Source organism: Psychrobacter sp. UBA6291 (genome assembly GCF_002439405.1).
In the GTDB taxonomy this organism is placed as follows: Bacteria; Pseudomonadota; Gammaproteobacteria; order Pseudomonadales; family Moraxellaceae; genus Psychrobacter; species Psychrobacter faecalis.
Genome location: NZ_DJUD01000073.1, coordinates 11,898 through 37,426, shown reverse-complemented (window position 1 = coordinate 37,426; position 25,529 = coordinate 11,898). Strand labels below are relative to the sequence as shown.

Here is a 25,529-nt window from a genome sequence, read left to right as displayed (position 1 = left end):
TGATAGCTATTAGTCAACAGACGGTTTCAATAAGCGCCGATTAACCAATGTCTGAACCATTGCGGATGAATAACGGCTGGTAAATATATTAAGGAATAACCTCTATGATCACTTCAATGACCTCATCAATGAACAAAAAAGCGCTATGGCTTGCGCCCCTTAGTGCAGCGATGCTGATGCTTGCTGCTTGTAACAACAGCTCAACGCCTACAGAAAATACGGACGCCGCTGCTACAAGCGATGCCCCTTTACATATAAAAATCGCCACAGAATCGAGCTATAAGCCTTTTAGCTATACCGACGCTAATGGCAAATTAATCGGCTACGAGATTGAGCTGGTAGACGCCTTATGTGCGCAAATGAAAGCTGAATGTGAAGTTATCTCGCAAGATTGGGATGGCTTAATTCCAGGGCTAAATGCGCAGAAATTTGATGCGGCCATCGCTGGCATGTCAATCACCCCTGAGCGTAAAGAAGTCGTAGAATTCAGCGACCCGTACTTTCATACTGGTATCATCCTCATCGGTAAAAAAGGCGATGATATTACCGTCGATGGCCTAAAAGGTCAGCCAGTTGCTTCACAGCGCTCGACGGTTGCGTCACAATATCTACAAGAAAAACATGCCGACTCTGACATCAAGCTTTATGACACTCAAGACAACGCTTATCTAGACCTAACCTCAGGTCGCGTGCGCGCCATGATGTCTGATAAAGTCACTGGTATTGACTGGCTAAAAACCGACGCCGGTAAAGACTACGAAGTCAAAGGTCAAGAAATCAGCACCAGCGATGATGCGATGGGTATTGCCTTTCGTAAAGGCGATCCATTGGTTGCCAAGTTTAATAAAGCTTTGGCTGAACTAAAAGAAAACGGCACTTACGATCAAATCACCGGCAGTTATTTTGGTACCAGCTCAACAGCGGCGGCGCAAAAAGCAGTAGCGACTGATGGCGTCAAAGAAGTGGTGGTCGCTGATGACAGTAATGTCGATGCCAATGCAGTAATTGCTAAAGAAGAGCAAACGGAAGCGGCGACTAATTAATAGAGCTTTCTTTCATAGTCTATTAGATAAGGGCTGATTTTAATAAAGCACGTTTTAATTAAAGCGTGCTTTATGCCATTTATAATACTTTCCTAAGTACCAACGCCAATTAATAATGCCAAATAACAACATCAAGGATGATTATGAGCAACCATCTTCTTTTAGCCCCTATGTCTAGTACGCCCTCTGCTACCTCATCCGCCAGTAAGCACTTGTTAAAGACAAAATCGATGCTAGCCTTAGCGGCACTATTGGCCTTAGCGGGCTGTAGTAATGGTCAAAATGAGACTAACGAAAGCGCAAGCTCGGATACGACTAAAACGTCAGAAGCGGCTGATAATAATAGCGCGGCGAGCGACGATGATAATGTACTACGTATCGGCACCGAAGGCGCTTATGCTCCTTTTAATTATACCAATGCTGATGGCAGCCTTGGCGGCTTCGATGTTGAAATTGCCAATGCTATTTGCGCCGATTTGCAGATGACCTGTGAAATCATAGCGCAAGATTGGGATGGTATTATTCCGGGGCTTAAAGCGGGCAAATATGATGCCATCGTCGCGGCAATGTCGGTCACGCCCGAGCGTGCAAAGCAAGTGGCTTTTACCGATCCATATTTTAGCAATGCCTTGGTATTTTTAGCCGAAAAAGACAGCAGCTTTGATCCTGCTAATAGCAGCGATATCGACGCGCATTCTATTGCCGCCCAGCGCTCGACCATCTCTTCGCAGTGGTTAGAAAACGCTTATCCAAAAGCTGATATGAAGCTTTATGACACCTTGAGTAATGCCTTTTTGGATTTGGGTTCTGGTCGCGTTGATGCCATGATATCTGACAAACTCCCAGCGCTAGAGTGGCTTGGCTCACCGTCAGGAAGTAATTATGCAATAAAAGGCGATGAGATAGATATCAATGATAATTTTGCAATTGCCGTGCGTCCTAACGATGAAGCCTTGCAAACCAAAATCAATAAATCTTTGGCCAATTTAAAGTCAAATGGTACTTATGATAAAATCAATCAAAAATATTTTGCCGTACCAGCGAAGGTGGCAAACACTGAGACAGTATCAACCGAACCAACGGTAGAAAATGCAGCGCAATAAGCGCTTATTATCATTATTATATTAATCACGGTTTTCCCTATTTAGCGGTAAACGTGAAGTCATAAAAGCAAAAAGACATTACCATCAGGGTGATGTCTTTTTTGCTTTAATAATAGGGTTACTTTACAACCAATACAGGGCGAGTAGGATAAATTTTTCGAAGCCTCTGGAGTGCAAAGCGCACGGCAAGCAAGAAAAATTTATCCTACTCGCATCTGGTTATTATTCTATCGATTTTGTTTAAAAATGATTATCATGATTCCTTACTCAAAGAATCACCACAATTTTATGCATTATGAAGGGTCAACTTTTATCAGATATCACTGATTTATAGGCTATTTATCCTGATAAGTATCTATTTAGGCAGCGCTTTTATGCGTGAGTATTAACATAGCTGGCAGCGAATATGATAAAATCAGCGCTCATTTCTACTGTGTCAATTTCCGCCGCCAAAATCGTATGTATCTGACGTCACTCTATGACGCAAAAAACCGCCATCTATGCGGTTGGTCATACGACTATGCGCAGCGCTCAGCTATTGATGCTGATTCTTTTAACTCATATTTTGCAACTTGCTAATATAAAGAGACTGAGTGGATAATTGTGTTTGATTTACAAGGATTTGGCGCGCTATTACTAAGCGGCGCTACCGTCACTATAAAGCTGGCGCTGACCAGTTTGGTCATCGGTATGGCGTTAGGCTTGCTTGGCGCGACCGCCAAGATGTCCAATGTCTGGCTGCTGCGTAAGCTTGCGACGGTCTATACTGCCACGATGCGCGGCATCCCTGAGCTGTTATTGGTGCTGTTTATTTATTACGGCGGCTCGATATTGCTCATGAGTATCCTCAAAAAGTTCGGCTATAACGACTATATCGAGATTAGCGCGTTTTGGGGCGGGGTCATGGCGTTATCAATTGCCTTTGGTGCGTACGCGACCGAAATTTTTCGCATGTCCATTCAAGAGATTCCGGTAGGGCAAAGAGAAGCGGCGCAAGCGATTGGCATGCGACCTTTTCAGACTTTTTATCGTATCACTTTGCCGCAAGTCTGGCAGATTGCACTGCCAGGTCTCGGCAATTTGTTTTTGGTATTGCTCAAAGATACCGCCTTGGTGTCAGTCGTCGGTCTAAAAGATATCATGTATCAGTCCTCGCGCGCGGCGCAGTCGACACAGCAGCCGTTTACCTTTTATATGGCAGCGGCGATTATTTATTTGGGTCTGACCATGTTGATTACCGGTTTTATGATGTGGCTTGAGTGGCGTGCCAATCCGGCGGCGCGTTATGCTAAAAAGCTCAGCCGTCAAACACACCATCAAACCACTCAAAGTCAATCGACCATAGGGTAGAGGAGAGATACTATGGATTGGAATTGGCAGGTCATTTTTGACCATATCCCTGATTTAATGGGTGGCGCGGTATTGACCGTCCAGCTCGTTGTATTCTCGGGTATTATTGGGTTATTTTTTGGTTTGATTTTGGCATTATTGCGCCTGTCCAGAAATTGGCTGGTGCAAGTTTTACCATTTTTATATATCTTCTTTTTCCGTGGCACGCCGCTACTGGTACAAATATTTTTGATTTATTACGGGCTTGGGCAGTTCGAAGCGGTACGTAACTCGTTCTTATGGGAGCCGGTACTTAGCCAAGCTTATTGGTGTGCCATCATCGCCTTTACCCTTAATACCAGCGCCTATTTGGCAGAGATTATTCGCGGTGCAATCCAAAATATTCCTGTGGGCGAGCTTGAAGCCGCCGATGCCATTGGCATGTCAAAATGGCAGAAGCTGACGCGTATTACCTTACCGCGCGCTTTTGGCATTGTGATTCCTGCTTACAGTAATGAAGTTATCTTTATGCTAAAGGGAAGTGCGCTGGCATCCACCATTGCTTTGATGGATATTACCGGCGTTGCTCGTACGATTAGTGCGCGCACTTATACCTTGATGGAATTGTTCTTTGCGGCCGGTGTCGTTTATCTGCTGCTGTCGTGGGTGATTTTATTTAGCTTTAGATTGTTTGAAAAACGTATGAATCGTCACGCCAGCTATGTGCCGCCAGACGTGGTTACCAATACCATTCCTTAAAAGTAGGCACGGCAAAATAAAAAAGCTATAGTGGTCATAAATTAAAAAATCGGCCTTAAGGAAACTGTATGAGCTCATCGCCCCATATGTCCATCGCCAACGCTATTATTGGTAATGTGAAAGATACTGCTGGCACCACTGATACCAATAGTGATACCAGCATTGATAATAGCGAACGTCTGCGTACTTCTATCGGTAAAGTCGTCTGTGTCGGGCGCAACTATGCGGCGCATGCAGAGGAGTTGGGCAATGAAGTGCCTAGCGCGCCGATGCTATTTATAAAACCTGCCTCTTCGGTGGTATCTATCCATCAGTGCGTTGAGCGCCCAAACCCTGCCATCTTTGGCGAAACCCACTATGAAGCTGAGCTTTGTATTCAGCTGGCAACAGACTTGTCAAAAGCCACGCTTGCAGAGGCGAAACAAGCTATTGGTGGCGTGACATTAGGGCTTGATTTGACCTTGCGTGAGCTACAAACTGAGCTGAAAGAAAAAGGTCATCCTTGGGAGCGCGCCAAGTGCTTTGATGGCGCTTGTGTGCTTGCTGACTGGCTCGATGCAAATGCCTTTGGTGACTTCAGAAACGTCCATTATCAGCTGAATATTAATAACGAACTTAAGCAAGACGGCGATAGTGCCTTGATGCTATTTCCCGTTTATGAGTTATTGGTCAATATCAGTCACGCTTTTAGTTTGCAAGCAGGCGACGTCATTATGACGGGGACACCAAGCGGCGTTGGCGCTTTACATGCGGGTGATGTATTGACTTTAAAACTAGGCGCTCATCAGTGGCAGGCAGAGGTTAAATAAGTTTTTATCGCAGCTGTCACCTATTAATCTGTAAAGGCATTAATGCTTAACGCTATCAAAAAATCCCAAGTGAACGCTTGGGATTTTTTTGGTTTATCAGTGGCGATAGTCATTTATCCTAAGCTTATCATTAAATAACTATCAAATCGGCATTTGGTTTTCAACGTACTGTCATAAACACTCAGTAGAATTAGGCAAAATTCGTATTTTGGTGATTGCAATTACAAGACTGCAATCAACTCTCTCATGCCAATCAAGCCTAACAGCAAGGTGACTGATAATGACATTATTGAATAACAAACAACCGCTTGCCCATGAAGTCGTTGAAGATTCTAATCCGAGCAACAATATTGATTTTCAAACCATTATTAGTCGCCGTTTAAATCGGCGTAGTATCCTAAAAGGTGGCACAGGATTGACGGCGGCGGCGTTTTTTGGAGCGCTACCTTTAGTTGGCTGTAGCGACGATGACGATAGTATTCCTACCAAAAATAATGGCAATGATGCTGCTATCCCTGCACAAGGTGATCTCAAGCGTCCCGAAACTTTGAAGTTTACCGCAGTGGCGCATTCGACTGCCGAAACCATGAGCGTGGCGGCAGGCTATAAGGCTGAGATGATACTGCCTTTAGGCACGCCGCTGATATCTGGCATTGATGATTGGAAAGACAATCGCGAGCAGTCAGCTGAGTCATTCGAATGGCGTATGGGTGATAACCATGATGGCATGTGGTTCTTTGGCAAAAAGGGCACTGCCTATGATGCCAAAGCATCAGAGAATGGGCTACTGGTCATGAATCATGAATACGTCAATAGCAGCGAGCTGAGCCCATTTGGTTACCATGTGATCCAAGATAAAAATGCTGCGCCAATCTTCCAAAATCGTCGACTTGCAAGCGACGTACGTCGTGAGGTCAATTGTCATGGGGTAGCAGTGGTCGAGATGAAGCGCCGCGCCGATGGCATGGGCTATGAGATGGTCCCCAATTCAAAATACAATCGCCGTATCACCAGCAGTACAACCACGCAACTAGCGGGTCCTGTTGCAGGCTCTGATTTGGTCAAGACCAAGTTTGACCCAACAGGCTTTCAAACTCGCGGTATCAACAACAATTGCGGCGCAGGCTTATCACCATGGGGTACCTATCTGACCACTGAAGAAAATTTTTTAGGGGTGTTTGCCCGTGGGCAAGATGCCAGTCAGCTGAGCGCAGGACAAAATTATGGTCGCGAGCGCTATGGCGCAACGGAAAATTTCTCTGGCTTTGAATATCTTTGGCACACCCCTGATGCCAAAGATGCCAAGATCGTAGACGAGTTTTCACGCTGGGATATGACCGCCACTAGTGCTAGCGCTACTGACGATTATCGAAATGGTTTTAATACCTTTGGTTATATCACCGAAATTGATCCTTTTGATCAAAACTCCATGCCCCAAAAGCGCACGGCACTGGGACGTTTTGCTCATGAAAACTGTGCTTATGCTCCCGTTGAACAAGGCAAACCGGTGGTGTTTTATATGGGCGATGATGCTCGCGGTGAATATATTTATAAATTCGTCTCCAAAGCCACCTGGTCAAATGCTGATATCGGTGGTGGATTAAAAGCGGGTGACAAGTATTTGAATGAGGGCATGCTCTATGTTGCTATCTTTAATGAAAATGGTCACGGTGAATGGAAAGCGTTAATTCATGGTCAAAATGGACTGGATGCTTTGAACAGCGAGTTGCCTTTTCATGGACAAGATGAGGTATTGGTCTTTGCTCGCGCAGCAGCAGATGCAGTCGGTGCCACCAAAATGGATCGACCAGAATGGGTATCGGTCAGCCCGATAACGGGTGAGGTGTATGTGACTTTGACCAATAATAAATATCGTGGTGTACGAGATGATCAGCCAGTGTCGGCGTCCAATCCGCGCAGCTATAATACTGGCGGTAAAGCGCGTGGTAATGACAATGGTCATATCATTCGCTGGGCAGAAGCGGGCGGTGATCATGCGGCAACCAGTTTTGAATGGGACATTTATTTATTTGCTGCACCGAATGATTTAGCAGCAGAAAATTTATCGCAATTAAATGACAGTAATGATTTTTCTTCTCCCGATGGCTTATACTTCGATCCACGCGGCGTTCTATGGATTCAAACAGACGACGGCGCTTATACCGATACCAGCAGCTGTATGTTATTGGCAGCGCTACCAGGTAATGTAAGCGATGGCGCCATTCAAACCACGTCAGTAGGGCAACAAACCCGAGTCGGTATGCCTGCTAGCAATGATAACATCAAACGATTTTTTGTCGGTCCGGTGGGCTGTGAAGTCACAGGTATCACGATGACGCCAGACTTTAAAACCTTGTTTATTAATATTCAGCATCCGGGTAATACATGGGGAGCAGTGGCTGGCGGTAGTACCCCGCGCTCAGCGACAGTTATGATTACACGCGAAGATGGTGACGTCATACTGGCAGAATCCTTTGTCTAGTTAACCATTTGCATTAGTAATGATACGTCTGAACAAACATAAAAATCCTAAGTCATGGCTTTAGGGTTTTTGTGTTGTAGGCGATAGCTACTAATGGGTAAGTTTCGATATTTTATAGTTCCCTGTTTTTTTAACCATAAAAATACCTGATAGTTAAATCATTTTCTTCTGTTTATGGCATTTACAGGCTAGTATGGCAATTACCCTTAATCGCTTGCTGTAGCAACACTATGCCCAATCCAAGACCTATAGAAACCATACACGATTTATTTGCGACCACTCGGCGTCCCTCTGATGGTGAATTGAGCGCAAAAGCAGACTTTCAAGACGATGTCTATGAAGCGCTAGCAGAACTTGACTATATTTATGTCGATGAGCTGATCGCCAAAAATGTCGATAACAGTGTGATAAAACCGCATCAACCAATCTCTTTGGTGGATTTTTTTGAAGGCTTGGCGCAGCTTGCTACTATGGGTGTCGTGGAAGTAACGGATATTGTCGAAGCTATCCACCGTGAGATTTTGCTGCGTCCTTTGGGGCGGTTTAATAATGGTAATCTTGAGCACTGGCAGCGCGGTATCACCGGGCGCATTTATGGTACGGTGCGTCAAGCGATGCAATTGGTCGGCAACAATATTGCCATAGGGCTACGTTTGTATAACACGGTTTTAAAACCCAAAAAAATACAACCACTGCCTTTAAACTTACGGCGTATGGTCAATATCCTAAATGGCGTGATGGGCGACCACCTTGTCACCCATGACAATCCGTTGGCCGTGTCGATGATGCTATACGATAAAGACAATTATGTGCAAAGTGGCGCACTATCGGGGCGAGTAATTGTTTTGTGTCATGGGCTTTGTTTGAGTCATTTAAGCTGGCAAGTTGCGGGCGAAAATAATCTCGGTGCTATGCTGACCCACAAGTTGCCAGACAGTACAGTTTTATATTTGAACTATAATACCGGTCGGCGTATCTCCAGTAATGGGCGTAGCTTTGCTAAAGTCTTGCAAGATTTGGTCGAAAGCAATCCAGACATTACCCAGCTTGATTTAATCGGCCATAGTATGGGCGGCCTGCTGAGCCGTAGCGCACTGTTTTATGGTAAAGAGCAGGGATTCAGCTGGGTTGAGCGTGTGGGTAATTTGGTGACTTTAGGTACACCGCATCATGGCGCAAGTTTGGAGCAGATTGGCAATTTTGTGCAATATAAAATCGCTAAGCTGCCTTTTGCTGGGTCATTGGCGAAACTGGGCGACTTACGTAGCGCTGGTATTATCGATTTGCGTTATGGCAGTATTCGCGATGCCGATTGGAAATCTTTAGAGGAGCGCAGCGTGCTACCGGCAGAGTTTCGTCATCCGACGCGCCTACCGCTGCACGTCAATACTTATCTGGTCGCAGCGGCGTTGATTGAAACCCATTATGAAAATAAAACCACCAGCTTATTGGGTGATGGGCTGGTGTCAGTAGAGTCGGCGCTTGGCGAATATACTGAAGAGCACACATTGAGCGTACCTGAGGGTCATAAGGCGATATTTTATGGCGTCAATCATATGAATTTAACTTATAACGATCGGGTGCTTGCGCAAGTGATTTTTTGGTTATCAGTCAATAGATTAGGCGACGCGCATGACGCCAAATATGGGCTTGATAGCCGTATCTATTCTTATCCGATAGATTACGAGGTCGAGATTTAAGGTGTTAACACTATGAATGTTATTATCAATAAAATTATAAAAACGAAAAACCCTCAAGCATGACACTTGAGGGTTTTAAATTTTAGGGACGGTAGAAAACAGATAAGAAGCTATTCAGCGAAAATAGCCGCTACATCGTCTTTATCAAATTTGTAGACCTCACCGCAAAATCCGCAGTCCATCTCAAACGTACCGCCTTGTTCGTCCACGATATCTAACGCTTCGGTTTCACCGATTTGCTCAATTGCCATCTCACACTTCTCGCGTGAGCAGGTGCAGCCAAACGATAACGCTACAGGCTCAGGGGCAACGACTTTTTCTTCGTTATATAAACGGTACAGGATTTCATTGGCATCAAGCGTGGTCAGCTCTTCTGCTTTTAGCGTACGCGTGAGCACACTTAAGCGCGTCCACAAGTCATCATCGATCCCTGCGTCTTGGTTTTGCTCGACTTCATAGGTCTCGGCTGCGGTACGAGGTAGCATTTGCACCAAGATACCACCGGCTTGCAAACCATCGGATGCCAGATTGATCAGCGTTGGAATCTGCGCCGATTGTTTTTGATAATGCGCTAAGCAATCAGCTAAGTTGTCATGACCACGCTCAACGATACCTTGATACGGCTCGCCGCCATCAGGCTGAATATTGATAAATAACACGCCTTGACCAGCAGCGCCGAGCTCAGCAAAGGCGTCTTTGGCATGGATCATATTTTCCCACGCTTGCACTTGCTCGTCGGTGTCATTTTTCCAGCTGGCAAGAGCGCGAATGATACCGTCTTGGTCGCATTCTGCCATTGCCCAATTGAGCAAGCTGTCACTATCTGATGATTGTAATTGAATCGATAAGCGACCATTAATTTTAACGGTACTGATCAACAAGCTTGCCGCCGTCAGCATCTCACCTAATAAGCGCTTAATGGCTTCAGGATAAGCTTTTTGGGCAATGGTCGTCGCATAGCTGCGCGATAGGCGCACAACATCGCCGCGCACCGGTGAGTCTTCGATAAAAAAGCGTTGGCGTACGTCATTATCGCGGTGGCTGCTCGCTTGTTGATCGACATTTGGGACTTGAGTATCTTGGGTCATAGGTCATAACTAGTATTAAGAAGTTGTTAACTTTATGGGGATTAATGGTTATTTATCAATCATAGCGGTTTAGTTATTGGCGTAATTTAAATGATTGTTAAACGAAATCTGTAAAATATCAGTCGCATTAAAAAAAGTTTACCCGCATCGTGCAAATTGTTGTACAGTAACATTAAGTTGCATAGTTATAACCTAAAGCAACAGCATGGATGCATGACGGAAAAGTCAGCCAAGGGCTTATATAAAGTCAAATAATGGCATAAATACCGTCAAAGTCCCCTCCTAGTTTGTATAAATGTGATAAAAGGATGTATCTCATGACCTACTTAATCTCAAAACCGCTAACGTTGGTTGCCTTTATGGCACTTGGCCTAGCGGGCTGCAATAATAGCAATCAAACCAACACCGAAGCGCCGCCAGCAGATGGCACGGCGACGACAGAAGCGGCAGCAAATACCAACGGTACGCTACAAAAAATCAAAGAATCGGGCACTATCGTGGTCGGTCACCGAGACTCTTCTATCCCCTTTTCTTACATCGCTGATGACCCAAATCAGCCGATTGGCTATGCGCACGATTTAGAAATGAAAGTGGTCGATGCGGTAAAAGAAAAGCTTAATATGCCGGATTTAAAAATTCGTTATAACTTGATTACTTCGCAAACGCGTATTCCACTGGTGCAAAACGGCACGGTCGATTTTGAATGTGGCTCAACCACCAATAACGAAGAGCGCCAAAAACAAGTGGCTTTCTCAAATGGTTTCTTTGAAATTGGCACGCGTTTATTGACCAAAAAAGACTCAGGTATTCAAGATTTTGAAGACCTAAAAGGTAAAACTTTGGTCACCACTGCTGGTACGACCTCAGAGCGTTATATTCGTGAATACAATGATAAAAATAAAATGGACATCAATGTCATCTCGGCAAAAGACCATGGCGAAGCTTTCCTTATGTTAGAAAATGGCCGTGCCGATGCCTTTATGATGGATGATGTACTACTTGCCGGTGAAAAAGCCAAAGCCAAAAATCCAGATGAATGGGTGATTGTTGGTACGCCGCAATCGTTTGAGATTTATGGTTGTATGATGCGTAAAGACGATCCTGAATTTAAAGCGGTGGTCGATGAAGCGCTTGCCAATGTCTTTAGCTCAGGCGAGATTAATAGCATTTATGATAAGTGGTTTACCAACCCAATTCCGCCAAAAAACGTCAATCTAAACTTTGAGATGTCAGACAATCTAAAAGCTTTGATTGCCAATCCACACGATAGCGCACAGCCAAAAGAAGCAACCGCTCAGTAATTTTTGTCCCTCAACATAGCTTGCTGACGCGCCCAGACTGCTGTTTATCAGTCTGGGGCGTTGGCTTTTTACTCCTGGCTTGGAGAGACCATCATGAATTATAGCTGGAACTGGGGTGTGCTCTTTGAGCAAACCGGTATCGGTAATGAGCTTTACCTGCATTGGATGGTGACCGGTCTTGGCTGGCTGTTATTGATTGGCAGTATCGCTTGGGCAATTGCCATGGTGATTGGTACTATTTTGGGCATCATGCGTACCTTGCCAAATAAGGGCGCGCGTAGCATTGGTACCGCTTATGTGACATTTTTTCGTAATATTCCTCTTCTTGTACAATTATTCTTTTGGTTTTATATCGCCCCCGGTTGGCTGACGCCTGCGCTACAAGAGTGGTGGTATAAAGACTTGTCGCCTAATACCTCAGCCATGCTGTCCGCCAGTATTGGTTTGGGATTATTTACCGCCGCGCGTATCGTTGAGCAGGTGCGTACCGGTATCGAATCCTTACCTGAAGGGCAAATCAATGCCGCTTATGCGCTCGGCTTTACGATTCCGCAAGCGTATAAAGAAGTGCTACTACCGCAGGCATTTCGTGTTATTTTGCCACCGCTAAGCTCGGAGCTCACCAACTGCTTTAAAAACGCGTCGGTAGCGTCGCTGGTCGGGGTGATGGAGCTGATTAGCCAAACCAAAACCATCAGTGAATATACCCAAAACAGCCTCGAGATTTACACTTATGCGACCATTATTTATCTGGTTTTTAATCTGTCGCTAATTGCCATTATGGGACTGATTGAGCGTAAATTACGAGTACCTGGGCTGATTGCAGGGAGTCAAAAATGAATATGATGACCGAACTTGCAACGGCGTATCCGGGCTTAATGGGAGGTATGCTGACCACTTTAAAGGTGCTGTTTCTCGCTATCCTAGGCGGTATTAGCTTAGGGACGGTATTGGCTTTGATGCGCTTGTCCGGCATCAAAGCGCTAGAAATTCCTGCTAAATTATACGTCAATTATTTTCGTTCTGTGCCGTTGCTATTGGTATTGCTGTGGTTTTATTTTGCCGTACCGATGATGTATTTTTGGATAGCCGGTAAATATTTACAGCTCGATACCGCGTTTACCTCGTGTGTTGTTGCCTTTATGATGTTTGAAGCGGCGTACTTCTCAGAGGTGGTGCGCGCAGGTATCCAATCTATCGGTAGCGGGCAAGTGAATGCCGCAAAGGCACTTGGCATGACTTATGGCCAAACCATGCGCTTGGTGATTTTGCCGCAAGCCTTTCGCAAAATGCTGCCGTTGATTTTGCAGCAATGTATTATTTTATTCCAAGATACGACGCTGGTTTTTGCCATTGGGTTGACGGATTTTTTCCGCGCCGCTTACGTCCGTGGTGAGCTGATGGGCTTACTGACGCCTTACATTTTAGGTGCCGGAGCAGTTTATTTTATTATCAGCTTAAGCGCGTCTATTGGCGTGCAGCAATTGCAAAAACGCTTAAGGTTTTAATTTAAATTTGGCGCAGTATTTTACTATTAAGACTTTCATTTAATAATGATGAAAAAAGTGGTTAGGAGCCAGCGATGAATGAGTCAGGGATAAATGAGCTAGGGATAAACAATGCTGACACCTATATAAATGAATTTGGCGGACTGGTCACCGACAATGGTCATGCGAGCGCTGAGATAGTCATCAAAATGACTGACGTTAGCAAATGGTACGGTGACTTTCAGGTGCTAACTGACTGTACTGCTCACGTGCATAAAGGCGATGTGGTGGTGGTTTGTGGGCCATCGGGTAGTGGCAAATCGACGCTTATTAAAACCGTAAATGGCCTTGAACCGTTTCAAAAGGGCGATATCATGGTCAACGGTATCTCGGTTGGTGCAGCAAAAACCAACTTGCCTAAGCTGCGTAGTAGCGTAGGCATGGTGTTTCAGCATTTTGAGTTGTTTCCGCATCTGACTATTATCGATAACTTAACGGTCGCACAAATCAAAGTGTTGGGCCGTAAAGAAGATGAGGCTAAGAAAAAAGGCATGGCCTATCTCGACCGTGTGGGCTTAAGTGCGCAAGCGCCAAAATACCCCGCCGAGCTATCAGGCGGACAGCAGCAGCGCGTAGCGATTGCGCGTGCTTTGGCGATGGATCCGGTAGCGATGCTATTTGACGAGCCAACTTCCGCACTTGACCCAGAGATGATTCAAGAAGTGCTCGATGTGATGGTCGAGTTGACCCGCGATGGCATGACCATGATGTGCGTGACCCATGAAATGGGCTTTGCCAGTCAGGTGGCCAATCGAATTATATTTATGGATGAAGGGCATATTGTCGAAAACTGTAGTAAGGATGAGTTTTTTGAAGGCGCAAAAAGTGAGCGCGCGCAGCTGTTTTTATCAAAAATTCTCAATCATTGAAATTCAGTACTGTGTTTTAAGTATCTATCAAAGCGTCTTTAATAAAGGCGCTTTTTTATGTCTTTTACTTTTTGTTCATTACTCTCAGCTTACAAGTGTTCCCTGTTTGCTGCTACAATAGACGCCATCAGTTTTTAATCCTATTCCAAATTCATAACAAATAATAAATAGTGTTTCGGAGTCATTATGAGTGTAGAAAACCAATCAGCAGGTATTGTGATTATTGGCGCAGGCTTAGCAGGCTGGCACGTGATTGATGCCATTCGCGCAAAAGATAAAAACATTCCCATCACCTTAATCACAGCTGATAATGGCGACCGTTATCATAAACCCATGCTAACCATGGCAATTAGCCAGCAGAAAAACGCCGCGGATTTGGTACGGGCAACCGGTAGCGATGCGGCAAAGGCGGCAAATATCAATTTGCTTGCCAATACGCAAGTGACCGATATCGACCCTGCTAGCCAAACGGTACAGCTTATCTCAGCACTGCGCTCGGACCCCGTGTATACCAATTACGCCACTATTAGCTATGACAAACTGGTGCTGGCAATGGGCGCCCATCCTATTTTTCCAAAAAGTCTGCCTGAAGATTTGGTTTGGCATGTCAATCATATCGAGCGTTTTGGGCAGCTGCAAGAAAAGCTGGCAGCGGGCAGTCAGCGTGTTGCTATCGTTGGCGCTGGTATGGTCGGGACGGAGATTGCTGAGGATTTATTAAAAGCGGGTCATGAAGTGACGTTGATTGACTTAAATGACGCGCCGCTCTCGCAAATGCTACCGGCACAAGCGACCGCGCGTATTGCTAAAGCAATAAAATCGCAAGGGATTCACTTTTTAGGCGGTTATCAAGTATCCAATGTCACGCGTCATGATGATGGCACATTGCAAGTCAGCTATGCACCAGTTGCCGCTACCGACAGCGATGCGGCGCAGCAGCCAGAGCCATTAATCGTTGATCATGTGATTGCTAGTACGGGCTTGACGGTCGATGATAAATTACCAACCGCTGCTGGGGTTGAGTTCAATCGACGCACTGGTATCGTGGTCAATGCCACCACATTACGTACCCATGCGTCCAATGTGTATGCGATTGGCGATTGTATGTCGATCAACGGCGTCGCCTGCCGCTATGTCGCGCCGCTACGTGCACAGGCAGCGACGATTGCTGACGATATCTTGGGTCACGAGCACAGCGGTTATGATCATAAACCGCCGATGATTCGCTTAAAAAATAAAGCCATTTCGGTGATGGTCACTGGCGTACCGCAGGCTGCTGGTAATTGGCAAGTGACTACTGAAACGGATGACGAGCTGGTTATGGATTTGCTTGATAATAGCAATGCCGTCACTGCGACGGTAACGATTAAAGCACCGCCAATGGTGAAATCTTAATCAATGCTTAACCATTGCAGATTTAACTTTTAGCTTTAAATTCTAGTCTTAATACTTATTAAAAGCCAGCTGTGTAGCAATACATAACTGGCTTTTTTGCATATAATAACCGCGTGATTTTATGCTATCTTTTACTGGGTAATACTTTTTATTAATTAATTTAAATGATACATAATGTATTACTATGATTGACAGCCTTCGATTTAAGGCGGTATAGTAGCTCATGCTTGTTGAGACCTGTTCAAGGAAAAAAGAATAGGAGCAAGCGAAAAATTAGCACCATTCAGGCGTGCTGTAAAAAGTAAAACGAAAGGACTCGTTATGACTCAAGTTTCTGACTTCGATAGCATTCTAAATAATATTCCCACCGTAAATATGGGTGCGCGCTCGGCAAATGCGCCGCTTACTCAAAGCTATGATAAAGGCCCCGATGTACCGCTGATTGAAGCGACCATCGGCGATTTTTTTGATGCTATTGTCTCCAAATATCCTGAGCGTGAAGCGCTGGTCGTCCGTCATCAAAATATCCGTTGGACATATCGTGAGCTGCAACAGCAGGTCAATCAATTAGCCAGCAGCATGATTGAAATGGGGCTTGAGATTGGCGATCGCATCGGTATCTGGTCGCACAACAATGCTGAGTGGCTGCTGATGCAATTAGCGACCGCAAAAGTCGGCGTTATCTTGGTCAATATCAACCCTGCCTACCGTACCTTTGAGCTGCAATATGCGTTAAATAAACTTGGCTGCTCAGCACTCGTCCTTATGCGCCATTTTAAAAGCAGCGATTATGCGCAGCTGATTCGTGAGCTGTGTCCTGAAATTTATCATAAAGACTATACCCAGCTGGATTTGGTCGAGATTCCAACCATTGAGCGCATTATTTGGATTGATGAGCCAGACTCTGATGAAGAGTTTAAATTTATGCAGAAGTTCTCTGCTTGGATGGCGGAAGGCGATGCCAATGATCCACGCGTCGCCGAGCGTCAAGCCCAGCTTAAAAACACCGACGCGATTAATGTGCAATTTACCAGTGGTACGACTGGCACGCCAAAAGGCGCGACCCTAAGCCACCGCAATATTTTAAATAACGGCTATTTTATCGGTGAGGCCATGAATCTCACTGAGGAAGACAGACTGTGTATTCCCGTGCCTTTATATCATTGCTTTGGTATGGTGCTTGGCAACTTAGCGATTTTGACCCATGGCGGTTGTATCATTTATCCGAACGATGGTTTTGAGCCTTTAAGCGTCTTGCAAGCGGTTGAAGAAGAGAAATGTACGGCTTTGCATGGCGTACCGACGATGTTTATCGCCGAGCTTGACCATCCTGAATTTGATAAATTTGATTTGTCGACCTTGCGGACTGGCATTATGGCCGGCTCTAGCTGCCCGATTGAGGTCATGCGCCGCGTCATTGATAAGATGCATATGAAAGAGGTGACCATTGCTTACGGCATGACCGAGACCAGTCCGGTTTCTTGTCAGACCAATGAGCATACGCCATTAGAGAAACAAGTATCGACGGTCGGGCTTGTGCAGCCTGCCCTTGAGGTCAAAGTCGTCGATACCGAAACGGGCGAGATTGTACCTTTAGGGGAGACAGGAGAGCTGCTAACGCGTGGTTATTCGGTGATGAAAGGCTATTGGGGCAGCCGCTTTAAAACCCGTGAAGCGATACAAGACGGCTGGATGCATACCGGTGATTTGGCGACGATGGATGAAGACGGCTATGTCAAAATCGTTGGGCGTAGTAAAGATATGGTCATTCGCGGCGGTGAAAATATTTACCCAGTTGAGATCGAAAACTATCTGTATCGCCATCCGAAAATTCGTGACGTACAAGTTGTCGGTATCCCAGATAAGCGTTATGGAGAAGTGCTTGCCGCTTTGATTATATCAAAAGAGCCGGGCTGCTTAAGTGAAGATGAAGTGCGCCAATTCTGTAGCGAGCATATCGCCCATTATAAAGTGCCGACTTATTATCGCTTTGTGACTGAATACCCGATGACCATCACCGGTAAAATTCAAAAGTATAAAATTATCGAGCAGATGAAGGCGGAGCTAGGAATAGAGTAGTCAAAAAATCGGTCAAAATTTTAAGCAGTTATTGAATAATAAACACAAGTATAAAAAGGGATATCATGAGCGCTATCATAACCAGTAAACTGAGTCCGAACGCTGCCGATTTTCAGCAAAACCGTGCCGTCATGCAAGAGATAGTCGATGACTTATATGTGCACCTGCGTAAAGTCGCCCAAGGCGGCTCAGAGCGCGCGCGTGCCAAGCATTTAGCACGTGGCAAACTGCTACCTCGTGAGCGTGTTGAGCGCCTGCTCGATGTCGGTACGCCATTTTTAGAAGTCGCGCCAATGGCAGCGCATGATATGTATGGCGAAGAGATTCCAGCGGCGGGCGTGATTGCCGGTATCGGCCGTATCAACGGTACCGAGTGTATGATCGTCTGTAATGATGCCACCGTAAAAGGCGGCACTTACTATCCGATGACGGTCAAAAAGCATTTACGTGCGCAAGAAATCGCTCAAGAAAACAACTTACCTTGCGTGTATTTGGTCGATTCAGGCGGTGCAAACTTACCCAATCAAGATGAAGTATTCCCTGATAAAGATGACTTTGGCCGTATCTTTTTTAATCAAGCAAACCTGAGCGCGGCCGGTATCCCGCAAATTGCCGTGGTTATGGGTAGCTGTACCGCAGGCGGCGCTTATGTGCCCGCGATGAGTGACGAATCTATCATTGTCAAAGACCAAGGCACTATCTTTTTGGGCGGTCCGCCACTGGTAAAAGCAGCGACGGGTGAAGAGGTCACCGCTGAAGACTTAGGCGGCGGCGATGTGCATACGCGTCTGTCGGGCGTGGTCGATCATTTGGCGCAGAACGATACCCATGCGTTATCGATTGCGCGTAATATCGTTAGCCACTTAAACCGTCCTGCTAAGCAAATCCCAAATCAAATCAAACCGCGTCCACCGCGCTATGATGCCAAAGAGTTATACGGCATCATTCCAACCGATAAGCGTAAACCTTTTGATATCAAAGAAATTATCGCTCGTATCGTCGATGATAGTGAGTTTGATGAATTCAAAGCGCGCTTTGGCACCACGCTGGTTTGCGGTTTTGCCCATATCGAAGGTATACCAGTAGGTATTATCGCCAACAACGGCATCTTATTTAGTGAATCAGCACAAAAAGGCACGCACTTTATCGAGCTATGCTGTAAACGTAAAATTCCTTTGGTATTTTTGCAAAATATCACTGGCTTTATGGTCGGGCGTAAATACGAAAACGAAGGTATTGCGCGTCATGGCGCCAAAATGGTGATGGCGGTTGCCAACGCGAAAGTACCAAAATTCACCGTCATCGTCGGCGGCTCATTCGGTGCGGGTAACTACGGCATGTGTGGCCGCGCTTATAGTCCGCGTTTTTTATGGATGTGGCCAAATGCGCGTATCTCGGTGATGGGCGGAGAGCAAGCGGCCTCGGTACTGGCAACCGTCAAGCGTGATAATTTTGATCGTAAAGGTGAAGAGTGGAGTAGCGAGGACGAAGCAGCATTTAAAGCGCCGATTCTTGAGATGTACGAAGAGCAAGGTCACCCTTATTATGCGACAGCACGTCTTTGGGATGATGGGGTGATTGATCCTGCCGATACGCGTCATGTATTAGCATTAGGGCTAAGTGCTGCCTATAACGCACCGATTGAAGAGACGACCTTTGGTGTGTTTAGAATGTAGCATTAAATGGAATATGGGCAAGCATTTCACGTATATAAAAAATAGAGAAGGTTATGCAAAAAAATCTGAATAATTATAAAAGCCTATTGGTCGATATTGAGCAGCATATCGCAACGGTGACGTTAAATCGTCCTGAGATACGCAATGCCTTTAACGATGAAATGATTGCCGAACTGACTGAGGTTTTTACTGCGCTTGGCGCTGATGATGATATACGTGTCATTGTGCTAGCGGCGGCGGGTAAAGCGTTTTGCGCTGGTGCAGATTTGAACTGGATGCGGGCGATGGCAGATTATAGCTATGAAGAAAATCTTGCCGATGCCGATAAACTGGCGCAAATGCTCAAAACTATTTATGAATGTCCAAAGCCAACGGTGGCTGCGATTCAAGGCGATGTCTATGCAGGTGGTATGGGCTTAGTTGCGGTTTGTGATATAGCGATTGCGGTGAAGATTGCCAATTTTTGCTTAAGCGAAGTGCGCTTAGGATTGGCCCCAGCAACAATAAGCCCGTATGTGATACGAGCACTGGGCGCACGAGCATCGCAGCGTTATTTCTTAAGTGCGGAAGTTTTTGATGCCAAAAAGGCGCGGCAGCTTGGCTTTATCCATGAGCGCGTTAGTGAAGAATCACTTAACGACACAGTCGCAGCTTTATGCGCCAAGATGGTTAATAATAGCCCCAATGCGGTCAAGACTTGCAAGCGTTTATTGCACGAAGTCGCAGGTGCACCGATTACCGATGAGCTTGTTGCTGATACCGTCAAAGGTATTGCTGATATTCGCTCCTCAGCGCAAGGAAAGGAAGGCGTGCAGGCATTTTTACACAAGCGTAAACCTGATTGGTTAACGACAGACTAGTAGCAAAAAACGATAGTCAAGCCGATAAATAAAAACGATAAGTTACAGGGATAGTTATGTTTTCTAAAATTCTAATCGCCAACCGTGGTGAAATTGCTTGCCGTGTTGCTGCGACTGCCAAGCGTATGGGTGTTCGTACCGTCGCTGTTTATTCTGATGCCGACCGCGGCGCCAAGCACGTTGCTGTCTGTGATGAAGCGGTTTATTTAGGTGGTTCTGCACCAAAAGACAGCTATCTTAAAGGTGATGCGATTATTGCGATTGCCCTCGATGTTGGCGCCCAAGCAATCCATCCAGGCTATGGTTTTTTAAGTGAAAATGCCGACTTTGCGCAGGCCTGTCAGGACGCAGGTTTGATGTTTATTGGACCATCTGCCGACGCGATTCGGGCGATGGGCGGCAAGTCTGAATCCAAGCGTTTGATGGAAGCGGCTGGCGTGCCACTAATACCGGGTTATCATGGTGACAATCAAGATGCCCAGTTTTTACAACAGCAAGCAGACAGTATCGGTTATCCCGTCTTAATTAAAGCCAGCGCAGGCGGCGGCGGTAAAGGCATGCGTATTGTAGAAAATAGCAGCGATTTTATTGACTTACTAGACTCCTGTCGCCGTGAAGCGATTACCAGTTTTGGTGACGACCAAGTACTCATTGAAAAATATGCCCTAAAACCTCGCCATATCGAAATTCAAGTATTTGGCGATATGCATGGCAATTATGTGCATTTGTTTGAGCGAGATTGCTCGGTACAGCGCCGCCATCAAAAGGTACTAGAAGAAGCGCCAGCACCCGGTGTTGACGCTGCCATGCGTGAAGCGATGGGAACAGCGGCAATCGAAGCGGCGCGTGCGGTCAATTATTTTGGTGCAGGTACGGTTGAATTTATCGTTGAGCAGCGCGAAGGCACGATGAATTTCTATTTTATGGAGATGAATACCCGCCTGCAAGTGGAGCATCCAGTTAGTGAAGCGATTTCGGGTGTCGATTTGGTTGAATGGCAACTGTTGATCGCAGCAGGTAAACCATTACCGAAAAAGCAAGACGAGTTAAACATAAATGGTCATGCAATTGAAGCGCGTATCTGCGCTGAAAATCCTGATAATGGCTTTTTGCCAGCGACGGGTACTTTATTTACTTATCAAAAGCCTGAGCACAGCACCTTTAACATTACCGATGTGCGTATCGACGATGGCGTGAGCGAGGGCGATGTGATTAGCCCGTTTTACGATTCTATGATTGCGAAGCTTATTGTCCATGCGCCGACCCGCGAGCAAGCGTTGGCGAAACTCGACCGCGCACTCGCTCAAACGCGCATCGTTGGTTTGCCAAATAACGTGGCGTTTTTGCGCTATATCTTGAATACTGAGTCGTTTAGCCAAGCCAATCTTGATACGGCGCTTATCGAGCGTGAGGCGGACGAGCTGTTTAATCAGCATCCGCTTGATTTATCGACGCTGGTCGTGACTGCCATTACGCAGCAGCTTGCTAGTGAAGGCGCAGCACAAGGGTCAGACATCGATCCATTCAGTAAGCCGACTGGTTTCCGTGCTTATAGTGATTATACGCGCTCGTTTAGCTTGGTTTATGATGAGCAGGCGTACCAAGCACGTATTAGCAACTGGCACAATGCAAATAGTTCGGATAGTAAAAAAGGGGCTGAAAATAGCAGCAGCTTTACCCTAGTGATTGAAAAAGAAATCGCAAGTAACGAAGAGAAAACCAATGCCAATGTCGCCGCCCAGACAGAAAAAGTCTATGAAAGTGAAATTAACTATGCCAGTACTGACGCGCACAATCATACCTTATGGTTAGATGGCGCCCGTATCAGCGCCCAAAGCTGGACAAATAACGAGACCGTTTATGTCTTTACCGATGGCGGGCGTGATGAGATTACGCTGATTGATATCATGGCACATGTCGGTGAAGAGTCTGCGGCGGTCGGTAGCTTAAAATCACCAATGCCAGGACAAGTCGTCGCCTTCAAAGTCGCTGTTGGCGATAGTGTGAAAAAAGGCGAGCCACTTGCCGTTATCGAAGCGATGAAAATCGAACATACCATTACTGCACCGACGGATGGGGTGGTAGCAGAGTTATTATTTGCCGCGGGCGATTTGGTTGCCGATGGCGACGAGCTACTACGTATCGATACTGAAGCTAGCGAAGCTTAAGAACTGAAGTATAAGAACAATGAAAGGATAATAACCATGAGCCATTCGTACCCAGACCACGTCAGAATCGTTGATGTTAGTCCACGTGATGGCCTGCAAAACGAAGCGATGACGGTGCCGACTTCGGTTAAGCAGACGCTGATCAACGATTTAATCGCAGCAGGCGTCAAAAAGCTCGAGGCGACCAGTTTTGTTTCGCCTAAATGGGTGCCACAAATGGGCGACAATAGCGCGCTACTTGACGCGCTAGCGCCTACACGTCAGACGGAGGTGTGCTACTCGGTACTGGTGCCAAATATGCGCGGTTTTGAAAATGCTATTGTGCATCGCCCCGATGAAATCGTTATCTTTGGCTCAGCCAGTGAAACCTTTAGCCAAAAAAACATCAATTGTAGTATTGATGAAAGCATTGAGCGTTTTGCGCCCGTTGCCGCTGCGGCAAAAGCGCAGGGTATCAAAGTGCGCGGCGTCATCTCTTGCACAGTCGGTTGCCCTTATGAAGGCGAGATTGCTCCTAGCCAAGTGGCTTATGTGACCAAGCGTTTGGTTGAGATTGGCGCTGAGCAGATTGGTATTGCCGATACGATTGGGGTTGGTACGCCATTAAAAGTACAGCGCGCCCTGCAAGCCGCTTTAGAATACGCTGATATCAGCATGCTATCAGGACATTTTCATGATACTTATGGTCAAGCCGTTAGTAATACCTTAGCTGCCTTACAGATGGGCGTTAGCGAATTTGATACCTCAGTGGCGGGGCTTGGCGGCTGTCCGTATGCCAAAGGCGCAACGGGCAATGTCGCGACCGAAGATGTCGTCTATATGCTGCACGGTATGGGCATCCACACGGGTATTGATTTGGATAAATTGGTGATGGCTGGCGAGCGTATCAGTGAATTCTTGGGTCGCCGCAATGGTTCAAGCGTGGCGCGAGCATTGATTAATAAACGTCAGTCTTAACTAAAAAATAAAGCCAGTCATAAGCTAAATGAATAGAAATAAATGAATAGAAATAAATGAATAGAAATAAATGAACAGAAATAAATGAATAGATAGCTGGTATAAATTTTTTGAAGCCTCTGGAGTGACGCAGTCGCACAGCAAGCGATAAAAATTTGTACCAGCTATATGGTCTCTTTTTAAATAGATCTAAATTTTTAAGAAATTAAACATCAAAATACAAGGAATGACTATGAGTTTACCTGGATTAAATTTTCAGCTTGGCGAAGATATCGACGCCTTACGTGATGTGGTACAACAGTTTGCAGCGAAAGAAATTGCCCCGCGTGCAAGCGAAATCGACAGCAGCGATGAGTTCCCAATGGATTTATGGCAAAAAATGGGCGAGCTCGGTCTGCATGGCATTACCGTTCCAGAAGAGTACGGCGGCTCTGATATGGGTTATGTCGCGCATATGGTGGCGATGGAAGAGATTAGCCGAGCCTCTGCTTCTGTGGCGCTCAGCTATGGCGCGCATTCAAACCTGTGTATCAACCAAATCAAACGTAATGGTTCAGAGGAACAAAAGCAAAAATATCTGCCCAAGCTGATTAGTGGTGAATTCATTGGCGCACTGGCGATGAGTGAGCCAGGCGCTGGCTCAGACGTGGTTAGCATGAAGCTTAAAGCCGAAGAAAAAGACGGTCATTATGTGTTAAACGGTAGCAAAATGTGGATTACCAATGGCCCAGATGCTGACGTAATGGTGGTTTATGCCAAAACCAATCCAGAGCTTGGCGCTAAAGGTATGACCGCCTTTATCGTTGAAAAAGGTATGAAGGGCTTTGGTACAGCGCAAAAGCTCGATAAGCTTGGCATGCGCGGTAGTCACACCGGTGAGATGACTTTTGATAATGTTGAAGTGCCCAAAGAAAATATCTTGGGCGGCGTTGGTGAGGGCGTCAAAGTACTGATGAGCGGGCTTGATTATGAGCGCGCGGTACTCGCCGCAGGTCCTATCGGAATCATGCAGGCAGTGATGGATAACGTCGTTCCTTATATTCACGATCGCAAACAGTTTGGGCAAGCAATTGGTGAATTTCAGCTTATCCAAGGTAAAGTCGCCGATATGTATACCATCCTGCAAGCGGGACGCAGCTTCTTATATACGGTCGGTAAAAATCTCGATATGCTCGATCAACGCGGCGCCGGTCATAGCCGCGAAGTACGTAAAGATTGCGCCAGCGTAATTTTATGGTGTGCCGAAAAAGCCACGTGGATGGCAGGTGAGGGCATTCAAATCTTTGGCGGTAACGGCTATACCAATGAATATCCACTTGGTCGCTACTGGCGTGATGCCAAGTTGTATGAAATCGGCGCAGGTACCAGTGAGATTCGTCGGATGCTAATCGGCCGTGAGCTATTTAACGAGACTAAGTAGAAATTATAGAATGTTCTTTATATACTAAACTCTTGCTCATGGGCTAATTTTTTCTTGCTTGCTGTTCGCAGGCGTGACAGACGATGCAAAAAAATCATCCCATAAGCATCTAGCATCGCTTTTAAATCGAATAAACTAAAAATAAAAAAGCAGGTCGCTTAAAACGGCCTGCTTTTTTTATTTATACAAACGCTCAAAACACTATGTCTGTTTGCTATGGTCAAAATAACGGGCCAGACCATTTAATAATAAATCATCGCGCATACGCACCGAACGATTGATATGTTGCGCAATGATATGCGCATCACCGCCGGTCATGATGAGCTCAAAGTTTGGATAACGGTTACTGATTTCATTAATCGCGCCAACGATGGACAACATAATGCCGCGATGGACGGCGTTTTTTGTGTTGATGCCGGGGCTCACGCTATCAAAAGTGCCATTAGAAATCGTAATTTGCTTGGTACCAGAAAATAACGACTCACGTTGCAGATAAATGCTGGGGAAAATATAACCGCCTAAATGCTCAGCGTGATCAATCAAATCAATCGTCACCGCCGTGCCGCAGCCAATCACGCACTGGCGTTTTTTCTTATCCACCGCACCCAGCATCTGTAGCCAGCGATCGCAGCCGAGCTGTTCGTCATCATAGGCGCTTTGCATCAAGGCATGCTCAGCATCGACGTGGACAAATTCAAACGGAATATTTAGGCGGCTCAAGGTTTCAGATACTTTTACATTTAAGTCATCGCCCAATACCGACGAGATACCAATAAAATCCGGCGCATAACGCGCAAAACGATCGGTTAGACCCATGAGCAGTTCGGCAGGCGCTTGCAAATGCTGCTTGGCATCGTGCGCGACTATCTGCCCGATATCATCGGTAAGCCAGTATTTAAGACGGGTATTGCCAAGATCTAACCAGAGCATAAAAATCCCTTTAT

20 protein-coding genes are annotated in these 25,529 nt (G+C 45.9%); 18 read left to right on the top strand and 2 right to left on the bottom strand.

The genetic code is table 11. From position 1 onward, the window contains the following. Nucleotides 1-104 precede the first annotated feature (104 nt). The 7 genes from B3R91_RS12485 to B3R91_RS12455 all read left to right on the top strand — a co-directional run bounded on the left by B3R91_RS12485 (nt 105) and on the right by B3R91_RS12455 (nt 9,225). Nucleotides 105-1,043, top strand: coding sequence for a transporter substrate-binding domain-containing protein (locus B3R91_RS12485; protein ID WP_286797921.1), 939 nt, complete (start codon nt 105-107; stop codon nt 1,041-1,043). A gap of 143 nt (nt 1,044-1,186) precedes the next feature. Next, a complete protein-coding gene (locus tag B3R91_RS12480) occupies nt 1,187-2,146 on the top strand; it encodes an ABC transporter substrate-binding protein (RefSeq protein ID WP_286797920.1) in 960 nt (319 codons plus the stop codon). A gap of 603 nt (nt 2,147-2,749) precedes the next feature. Next, the gene (locus tag B3R91_RS12475; RefSeq protein ID WP_068405995.1) at nt 2,750-3,496 is read left to right on the top strand and encodes an ABC transporter permease; all 747 of its coding nucleotides are present in this window, start codon (nt 2,750-2,752) and stop codon (nt 3,494-3,496) included. A 12-nt stretch (nt 3,497-3,508) separates the two neighbouring features. Continuing rightward, entirely contained in the window at nt 3,509-4,234 is a 726-nt protein-coding gene (locus tag B3R91_RS12470; protein WP_191691466.1) for an ABC transporter permease, read from the top strand. Nucleotides 4,235-4,413: 179 nt separating this feature from the next. Then, nucleotides 4,414-5,043, top strand: a complete 630-nt coding sequence (locus B3R91_RS12465) for a fumarylacetoacetate hydrolase family protein (RefSeq protein ID WP_414707575.1) — start codon at nt 4,414-4,416, stop codon at nt 5,041-5,043. A gap of 280 nt (nt 5,044-5,323) precedes the next feature. After that, nucleotides 5,324-7,525 (top strand): PhoX family protein, encoded by a 2,202-nt coding sequence (locus B3R91_RS12460; protein ID WP_286797917.1) that lies wholly within the window; start codon nt 5,324-5,326, stop codon nt 7,523-7,525. A 230-nt stretch (nt 7,526-7,755) separates the two neighbouring features. Then, a complete protein-coding gene (locus tag B3R91_RS12455) occupies nt 7,756-9,225 on the top strand; it encodes an esterase/lipase family protein (RefSeq protein ID WP_286797916.1) in 1,470 nt (489 codons plus the stop codon). Between the two features lie 110 nt (nt 9,226-9,335). Here the strand turns inward: B3R91_RS12455 and B3R91_RS12450 are convergent, their stop codons facing one another. Further along, nucleotides 9,336-10,313: an Hsp33 family molecular chaperone HslO gene (locus B3R91_RS12450; RefSeq protein WP_286797914.1), complete on the bottom strand. Its 978-nt coding sequence runs from the start codon at nt 10,311-10,313 to the stop codon at nt 9,336-9,338. Nucleotides 10,314-10,630: 317 nt separating this feature from the next. Between B3R91_RS12450 and B3R91_RS12445 the strand changes: the two genes are divergently transcribed. The 11 genes from B3R91_RS12445 (at nt 10,631) to B3R91_RS12395 (ending at nt 24,585) form a co-directional block, all read left to right on the top strand. Continuing rightward, the gene (locus tag B3R91_RS12445; protein WP_286797912.1) at nt 10,631-11,614 is read left to right on the top strand and encodes a glutamate/aspartate ABC transporter substrate-binding protein; all 984 of its coding nucleotides are present in this window, start codon (nt 10,631-10,633) and stop codon (nt 11,612-11,614) included. A 93-nt stretch (nt 11,615-11,707) separates the two neighbouring features. Further along, on the top strand, nt 11,708-12,454 hold the full coding sequence (locus B3R91_RS12440; protein ID WP_191691478.1) for an amino acid ABC transporter permease: 747 nt from the start codon (nt 11,708-11,710) through the stop codon (nt 12,452-12,454). After that, entirely contained in the window at nt 12,451-13,122 is a 672-nt protein-coding gene (locus tag B3R91_RS12435; protein ID WP_068405974.1) for an ABC transporter permease subunit, read from the top strand. Before B3R91_RS12440 ends, B3R91_RS12435 begins: the two co-directional genes overlap by 4 nt. A 188-nt stretch (nt 13,123-13,310) precedes the next feature. Further along, nucleotides 13,311-14,030 (top strand): amino acid ABC transporter ATP-binding protein, encoded by a 720-nt coding sequence (locus tag B3R91_RS12430; RefSeq protein ID WP_190295528.1) that lies wholly within the window; start codon nt 13,311-13,313, stop codon nt 14,028-14,030. 186 nt (nt 14,031-14,216) lie between these two features. Continuing rightward, on the top strand, nt 14,217-15,425 hold the full coding sequence (locus B3R91_RS12425) for an FAD-dependent oxidoreductase (RefSeq protein ID WP_286797908.1): 1,209 nt from the start codon (nt 14,217-14,219) through the stop codon (nt 15,423-15,425). 321 nt (nt 15,426-15,746) lie between these two features. After that, nucleotides 15,747-17,504 (top strand): AMP-binding protein, encoded by a 1,758-nt coding sequence (locus B3R91_RS12420; protein WP_286797907.1) that lies wholly within the window; start codon nt 15,747-15,749, stop codon nt 17,502-17,504. Between the two features lie 65 nt (nt 17,505-17,569). Beyond that, nucleotides 17,570-19,180, top strand: coding sequence for a carboxyl transferase domain-containing protein (locus B3R91_RS12415; RefSeq protein ID WP_286797906.1), 1,611 nt, complete (start codon nt 17,570-17,572; stop codon nt 19,178-19,180). A 53-nt stretch (nt 19,181-19,233) separates the two neighbouring features. Continuing rightward, nucleotides 19,234-20,040: an enoyl-CoA hydratase/isomerase family protein gene (locus tag B3R91_RS12410; RefSeq protein ID WP_286797904.1), complete on the top strand. Its 807-nt coding sequence runs from the start codon at nt 19,234-19,236 to the stop codon at nt 20,038-20,040. Nucleotides 20,041-20,096: 56 nt separating this feature from the next. Beyond that, on the top strand, nt 20,097-22,208 hold the full coding sequence (locus B3R91_RS12405) for an acetyl/propionyl/methylcrotonyl-CoA carboxylase subunit alpha (RefSeq protein WP_286797902.1): 2,112 nt from the start codon (nt 20,097-20,099) through the stop codon (nt 22,206-22,208). Nucleotides 22,209-22,244: 36 nt separating this feature from the next. Then, nucleotides 22,245-23,165 (top strand): hydroxymethylglutaryl-CoA lyase, encoded by a 921-nt coding sequence (locus B3R91_RS12400; protein ID WP_286797901.1) that lies wholly within the window; start codon nt 22,245-22,247, stop codon nt 23,163-23,165. A 232-nt stretch (nt 23,166-23,397) separates the two neighbouring features. Then, nucleotides 23,398-24,585 (top strand): isovaleryl-CoA dehydrogenase, encoded by a 1,188-nt coding sequence (locus tag B3R91_RS12395; RefSeq protein ID WP_193031096.1) that lies wholly within the window; start codon nt 23,398-23,400, stop codon nt 24,583-24,585. Between the two features lie 201 nt (nt 24,586-24,786). On the opposite strand, the gene B3R91_RS12390 is transcribed toward B3R91_RS12395, so the two are convergent. Beyond that, on the bottom strand, nt 24,787-25,515 hold the full coding sequence (locus B3R91_RS12390; RefSeq protein WP_286797899.1) for a pantothenate kinase: 729 nt from the start codon (nt 25,513-25,515) through the stop codon (nt 24,787-24,789). Nucleotides 25,516-25,529 lie beyond the last annotated feature (14 nt).

Coding starts and splice junctions, on each gene's coding strand:
- B3R91_RS12485 (WP_286797921.1), top strand. CDS start 105: ATGATCACTTCAATGACCTCATCAATGAACAAAAAAGCGCTATGGCTT.
- B3R91_RS12480 (WP_286797920.1), top strand. CDS start 1,187: ATGAGCAACCATCTTCTTTTAGCCCCTATGTCTAGTACGCCCTCTGCT.
- B3R91_RS12470 (WP_191691466.1), top strand. CDS start 3,509: ATGGATTGGAATTGGCAGGTCATTTTTGACCATATCCCTGATTTAATG.
- B3R91_RS12460 (WP_286797917.1), top strand. CDS start 5,324: ATGACATTATTGAATAACAAACAACCGCTTGCCCATGAAGTCGTTGAA.
- B3R91_RS12455 (WP_286797916.1), top strand. CDS start 7,756: ATGCCCAATCCAAGACCTATAGAAACCATACACGATTTATTTGCGACC.
- B3R91_RS12450 (WP_286797914.1), bottom strand. CDS start 10,313: ATGACCCAAGATACTCAAGTCCCAAATGTCGATCAACAAGCGAGCAGC.
- B3R91_RS12445 (WP_286797912.1), top strand. CDS start 10,631: ATGACCTACTTAATCTCAAAACCGCTAACGTTGGTTGCCTTTATGGCA.
- B3R91_RS12440 (WP_191691478.1), top strand. CDS start 11,708: ATGAATTATAGCTGGAACTGGGGTGTGCTCTTTGAGCAAACCGGTATC.
- B3R91_RS12435 (WP_068405974.1), top strand. CDS start 12,451: ATGAATATGATGACCGAACTTGCAACGGCGTATCCGGGCTTAATGGGA.
- B3R91_RS12430 (WP_190295528.1), top strand. CDS start 13,311: ATGACTGACGTTAGCAAATGGTACGGTGACTTTCAGGTGCTAACTGAC.
- B3R91_RS12425 (WP_286797908.1), top strand. CDS start 14,217: ATGAGTGTAGAAAACCAATCAGCAGGTATTGTGATTATTGGCGCAGGC.
- B3R91_RS12420 (WP_286797907.1), top strand. CDS start 15,747: ATGACTCAAGTTTCTGACTTCGATAGCATTCTAAATAATATTCCCACC.
- B3R91_RS12415 (WP_286797906.1), top strand. CDS start 17,570: ATGAGCGCTATCATAACCAGTAAACTGAGTCCGAACGCTGCCGATTTT.
- B3R91_RS12410 (WP_286797904.1), top strand. CDS start 19,234: ATGCAAAAAAATCTGAATAATTATAAAAGCCTATTGGTCGATATTGAG.
- B3R91_RS12405 (WP_286797902.1), top strand. CDS start 20,097: ATGTTTTCTAAAATTCTAATCGCCAACCGTGGTGAAATTGCTTGCCGT.
- B3R91_RS12400 (WP_286797901.1), top strand. CDS start 22,245: ATGAGCCATTCGTACCCAGACCACGTCAGAATCGTTGATGTTAGTCCA.
- B3R91_RS12395 (WP_193031096.1), top strand. CDS start 23,398: ATGAGTTTACCTGGATTAAATTTTCAGCTTGGCGAAGATATCGACGCC.
- B3R91_RS12390 (WP_286797899.1), bottom strand. CDS start 25,515: ATGCTCTGGTTAGATCTTGGCAATACCCGTCTTAAATACTGGCTTACC.